3 protein-coding genes and 1 pseudogene are annotated in these 4,799 nt (G+C 73.2%); 1 reads left to right on the top strand and 3 read right to left on the bottom strand.

Annotated features, from left to right (window positions below; genetic code table 11):
• Both AOK22_RS42095 and AOK22_RS01465 read right to left on the bottom strand, forming a co-directional pair.
• Nucleotides 1–446, bottom strand: a pseudogene (locus AOK22_RS42095) (hypothetical protein); the annotation flags it as partial.
• A 232-nt stretch (nucleotides 447–678) separates the two neighbouring features.
• The gene (locus AOK22_RS01465; RefSeq protein ID WP_055696681.1) at nucleotides 679–1,632 is read right to left on the bottom strand and encodes a LysR family transcriptional regulator; all 954 of its coding nucleotides are present in this window, start codon (nucleotides 1,630–1,632) and stop codon (nucleotides 679–681) included.
• A gap of 227 nt (nucleotides 1,633–1,859) precedes the next feature.
• Here AOK22_RS01465 and AOK22_RS01460 point away from each other — a divergent pair, with 227 nt between their 5' ends.
• The gene (locus tag AOK22_RS01460) at nucleotides 1,860–3,203 is read left to right on the top strand and encodes an MFS transporter (RefSeq protein WP_079036261.1); all 1,344 of its coding nucleotides are present in this window, start codon (nucleotides 1,860–1,862) and stop codon (nucleotides 3,201–3,203) included.
• Here AOK22_RS01460 and dacB read toward each other — a convergent pair.
• On the bottom strand, nucleotides 3,124–4,779 hold the full coding sequence (gene dacB / locus AOK22_RS01455; RefSeq protein ID WP_055696680.1) for a D-alanyl-D-alanine carboxypeptidase/D-alanyl-D-alanine endopeptidase: 1,656 nt from the start codon (nucleotides 4,777–4,779) through the stop codon (nucleotides 3,124–3,126). The genes AOK22_RS01460 and dacB overlap by 80 nt on opposite strands.
• Between the last annotated feature and the right edge of the window lie 20 nt (nucleotides 4,780–4,799).

Raw genomic sequence — 4,799 nt, 5'->3', positions numbered from 1 at the left:
TCGGGCCGGCCGCCCCCGCCGTTCGTCGGGTCGGGGTCGGCCGTCGCGCCCGGCCCGCCGCCGTCGCCCCCGCTCCGCGAAGGACCGGGCCTGCCGCCCTCGTCGGGCGACACCGACGCGTCGGCGCTGTCCGTCGCGCCGGGCGACGGCGTCACGCCGGACGAAGCGGACGGATCGGCGGGATTCGCCGTGCGGTGGGGCGTGTCCACCTTGCTGGCCGGTCTGTCGTCCTTGGGGCCCGGCATCGGCAGCCAGGGCGCGCTGGAGTTGCCGGAGAGCAGGGTGCCGACGATGACCACCGCGTAGACCGCGCAGACGAGGCCGACGACCGTGCCGATCCTGCGGTATCTGCGGCCGCGGCGGCCCGTCTCGTCGACGAAGACCGGTCCGTCGGCCGCGCCCTCCTGGCCGGCTTCGGCGGGCAGGTCCGCCAACTGCCGCCCCACACCGTCGATCTGAACGGTGACCTCGTTCGGATCATGGGTATGGCCTGGTAGGGCATCTTCTCGCCAAGTTTCCATGCGTACGCACAACCCCCCACATCACTGAACGGGCGCGCGCACGACCTCCGGGCACTTGCCGTCCGGACCGGGCCCCCACCCGACCCGAGCGCTCCCCCTATCACACTGCGCCCAGGCCATGAATGTAGCGCACCGCAGTGACAGGTGTAGTTCTCAGTCAGTTCTGACTCATCATGATGAGTGCATCTGTGGCCGGAACCCATCCGTTCGGGGGTTTTCGGAGCCATCCTTCCTCGGCGGCGAGTTCCGCGGCCGCCTCCCGCAAAGCGGCAACACCCGGATGAATCAGGCCCTTTCGCCATACCAGCGACACGGGAGACAAGGGGACCGGATCGACCAGCGGCCGCAGCTCGGCGCCGGGCATGGCCGGAAAGTCCACGACTACGAGGGCTGGATTCCGCTTCTTCGCCATGATCCTGCCGAACTCCTCGGGCCCCACGGCGAGCGGCGCGGGCGGTGCGACCTCGATGCCGCGCCCCTCGAAGAGCCGGTGCGCGAGGTCGGTCCACTCCAGGGTCCGCGGGTTGCCCGCGCCCGCGTACACGGACTCCCCCGCGAGCGCGTCCAGCGGCACCGCGTCGAGTTCGGTGAGCGGATGGTCCACGGGCAGCAGGACCGCCATGGGCTCGTACCGCACGGGCTGCTGCGCGAGCCGGGCCCGCACCGCCGGGTCGAGTCCCGCGTACCGTCCGAAGGACACGTCGAGCCGCCCGGCGACCATCTCGGCGGCGGCGCCGGTGAGCCCGCTCTCGAAGCGGGCCATCAGCTCGCAGTCCGGGACGAGCTCGCGGGCCCGCTCCAGGACGCGCCCGCAGGCGAGCCCCGGGCTGTTCAGGTCGACGAGCAGCGGTCGCGCGCCGCCCGTGAACGCGGCGACCAGGTCGTCCTGCGCCTCCAGGACGCGGCGCGCGTACGGGACGAGCCGCTCGCCGTCGGCGGTGAGCGCGACCTGCCGCGTCGTACGCGAGAACAGCTCGGTGCCCAACTCCCGCTCCAGGCGCCGCACATCGCGGCTCAGCGCCTGCTGGGCCACGTACGTCCGGGCGGCGGCGCGGGTGAAGTGCAGCTCCTCGGCGACGGCGAGGAACCCGCGCAGCAGGCGGGGGTCCACGTCGCGGGGCGGCCCCTGCGGCACGGTCGGTGGCGGCGCCGGCCGCGGCTTCGGAGGCGTCGGCGGATTCGGGACCGTCAGCGGCCCCTGCGGCCTCGGAGGCGTCGGCGGCCGCGTCATCGCGGGAACCTGCGTCGTATCACCGCAGGAACTTACAACGACGGCGCGTGAATGGCCCCGCGGAAGGTGTTGGACCCCGTCGATCACCCGCGGCGAGGCTGAGGGCCATGCCCCGCGACAGCCCCCGGACCACCACGCCCCGCCCACCGCGACCGAACCGGCCACCACGTCCGGACCGACCACGGCGACCGGCCCGCCCGAACCGGCCGACCCGCAACCCCTACGCCCGCCTCTTCGCGCTACCCGGCGCCATCGCCTTCACCGCGGGCAACCTCGTCGCCCGGCTCCCCATGGGCATGTTCAGCGTCAGCGCCGTCATCATGATCTCCTGCGCCCGCGGTTCGTACGCCCTGGCCGGCGCCGTCACCGCGACCGGCCTCGCGGCGACCGCCGTCGTGGCGCCCTGGACGGCACGGCTCGTCGACCGGCACGGACAGGCGCGCGTCGCCGTCCCCGCCACCGCGATCGCCGCGCTCGGCTCGCTCTCGCTGCTGCTGTGCGTACGCTTCGGGGCGCCCGACTGGACGCTCTTCGCGTCGTACGCCGCCACCGCCACGACCCCGAACACGGGCGGCATGTCCCGGGCCCGCTGGGCGCACCTCCTGAGGGACGACCGGGAGGCCCTGCACACCGCCAACTCCTTCGAACAGGCCGCCGACGAGCTCTGCTTCATGCTCGGCCCGGTCCTCGCCGCGTTCCTCTGCGGCGCGCTCTTCCCCCAGGCGGGGACGTTGATCGGGGTCGTCCTGCTGCTGACCGGCGTGCTCGTCTTCGCCGCCCAGCGCGCGACGGAACCGCCGCCCCAGGGACGTACGGACGCGTCCTCCGAAGCGTCATCGCCCCTCCGCGCGCGCGGGATGCCCGCTCTGCTGGTCGCCTTCCTCGCCACCGGTGCCGTCTTCGGTTCCCTGGAGGTCGTCACGATCGCCTTCGCGGACGCGCGCGGTCACAAGGCGGCGGCGGGCGTGATCCTCGCCCTGCAGGCCGCGGGCTCCTGCGCGGCGGGCCTCGTCTACGGAGCGGTGAGGCCGCGTGGGCCGCTCGTGCGCCGGCACCTCCTGTGCGTCGCCGCGATGGCCGCGCTGATGACGCTCCCGCTGCTCGCGGTGACGGTCACGGGCTCGCTGATCGCCCTCTCCGGAGCGCTGCTGATCGCGGGAATGGCGACGGCGCCGACCATGGTGACCGGGATGACGCTCGTACAGCACCGCACCCCCGAGGGGCGGTTGAACGAGGGCATGACCCTCGCCGTGACCGGCCTCCTCGGGGGCATCGCGTGCGGCGCGGCGGGCGGCGGCTGGGCCGTGGAGCACCTGGGGCCCGGCGCGGGCTACGGGGTGCCCGTGGCCGCCGCCTGCGCGGCGCTGCTGCTCAGCAGCGCACAGGCTTGCGCCACGAGCACTCCAGCTCGCCGCCGTCCCCGTCGGCCCCGCGCGTCGAACGGGGCCTGACCGGCACGGCCTTGTCCGCGGTCGAGGACGCGAGCGTCACCACGATGGCGTCCTCCAGCGCCTTCACGGAGGCGGGCATGTAGTTGTTGAGGATGATGCTGAAGACCAGCTCGCGTCCGTCCTTGTCCTTGACGTAGCCGGAGAGCGCGGACGCCCCCGTCAGCGTCCCCGTCTTGGCATGGACGTTGAGGGCCGCCGGGGTCCCGCACATCCGGGTGCGCAGCGTGCCGCCCGCGAACTTGCCGGGGGCGCAGGCGACCGGCAGGGACGCGTACCAGTCGGCGAACCACGGCTCGCCCTTCACCGAGCGCAGCAGCTTGATGTACTGCTCGGCGGCGACGTTGTCCTTGCGCGAGAGCCCGGAGCCGTCCACCTGGCGGATCTTGCCCGGGTCGACGTCCGCGGTCTTCAGGTAGCCGCCGATCGCGGCGATGCCGTCGTCCCAACTGCCGGGTCGTCCTGTCGCCTTGTACCCCATGGCCTTGGTCAGGGACTCGGCGTGCATGTTGTTGGACAGCTTCATGAAGGGGACCATGAGCTCCTTGAGCGGCATGGAGTCGTGCGAGGCGAGCTGCCGGGCGCCCTTGGGGGTGGCGACGCCGGTCCTGGTCGGCCCGCTCACCTTCACGCCGTGCGCGGCGAGCGCGTCCCGGAAGACGGCGGCGGCGTATCCGGTGGGCTCCCAGACGGTGGCCCACTCCTTGGTGGTGTCCCCGCCGACCGGGACGGTGCCGCTGACCGTGATGGTGTTCTTGCCGTGCTGCCGCTCGACGGTGATGGCATCGGTGCCGCCCTCGGCGACGGTGGTGGCGCGCAGGTCGATGTCCACGTAGTCGGTCTTCGGCGTCACGGTGACGCGCGGCTTGTCCCCGGCCTTCGCGCCGGGCGCGACCTCGACGATCACGGTCCCGGTGTCGTAGTCCGTGTCGGGCGCGACGCTCAGGGCGCTGATCTGCGCGGCGTAGTACGCGGACTCGTCGTCGCCGCTCCAGTAGTCACCGATGCGCTTGGCGTCGAACCGGGTGTCGTCGGCGACGAGCCGCCCGGACACCTTCCGTACGCCCGAGTCGGCGATCTTGGCCGCGAGTTGGTCGTAGTCCTTCGCGAGCGTCGTGGGATCGCCCGTGCCGCGCAGGTACAGGTCTCCCCGGAGCACGGACCCCTGCCGCTTGCCGTCGGAGAGGACGTCGGTGGTGAACCGGTGGTCGGGGCCGAGGAGTTCCATGGCCGCGGCCGAGGTGAGCAGCTTGGTGTTGGAGGCGGGCATGAGGCGTCCGCTGGACCGGTGCTGGTAGAGGACGTCACCGGAGGCCGCGTCGGCGACGACCACGCTGGCGACGCCGCCCTCCATGCGCGGGTCGCCCAGGACGGCGTCGATGGCCTCGGGCAGCCCGGACCGGTCGGAGTCGGCCCCGGCAGGTGCGCCGACGAGGAGCCCGCCGGCCGTCAGGCCGAGCACGGCGGGCCAGATCCAGTGACGCAGACGACGGACGGTGCCGCGCGGCTGACGCGGACGACGGGCACGGCCACGCGACACGAGCCGCGCGGACTGCGGAGAGCTCACGGGTCTACTCATGACCCCGCAGCATCCCCGAC

Source organism: Streptomyces silaceus, assembly GCF_001419745.1.
Taxonomy (GTDB): Bacteria; Actinomycetota; Actinomycetes; order Streptomycetales; family Streptomycetaceae; genus Streptomyces; species Streptomyces silaceus.
Note: the sequence above shows the minus strand (reverse complement) of the source record. Positions and strands in the feature narration are given on the sequence as shown.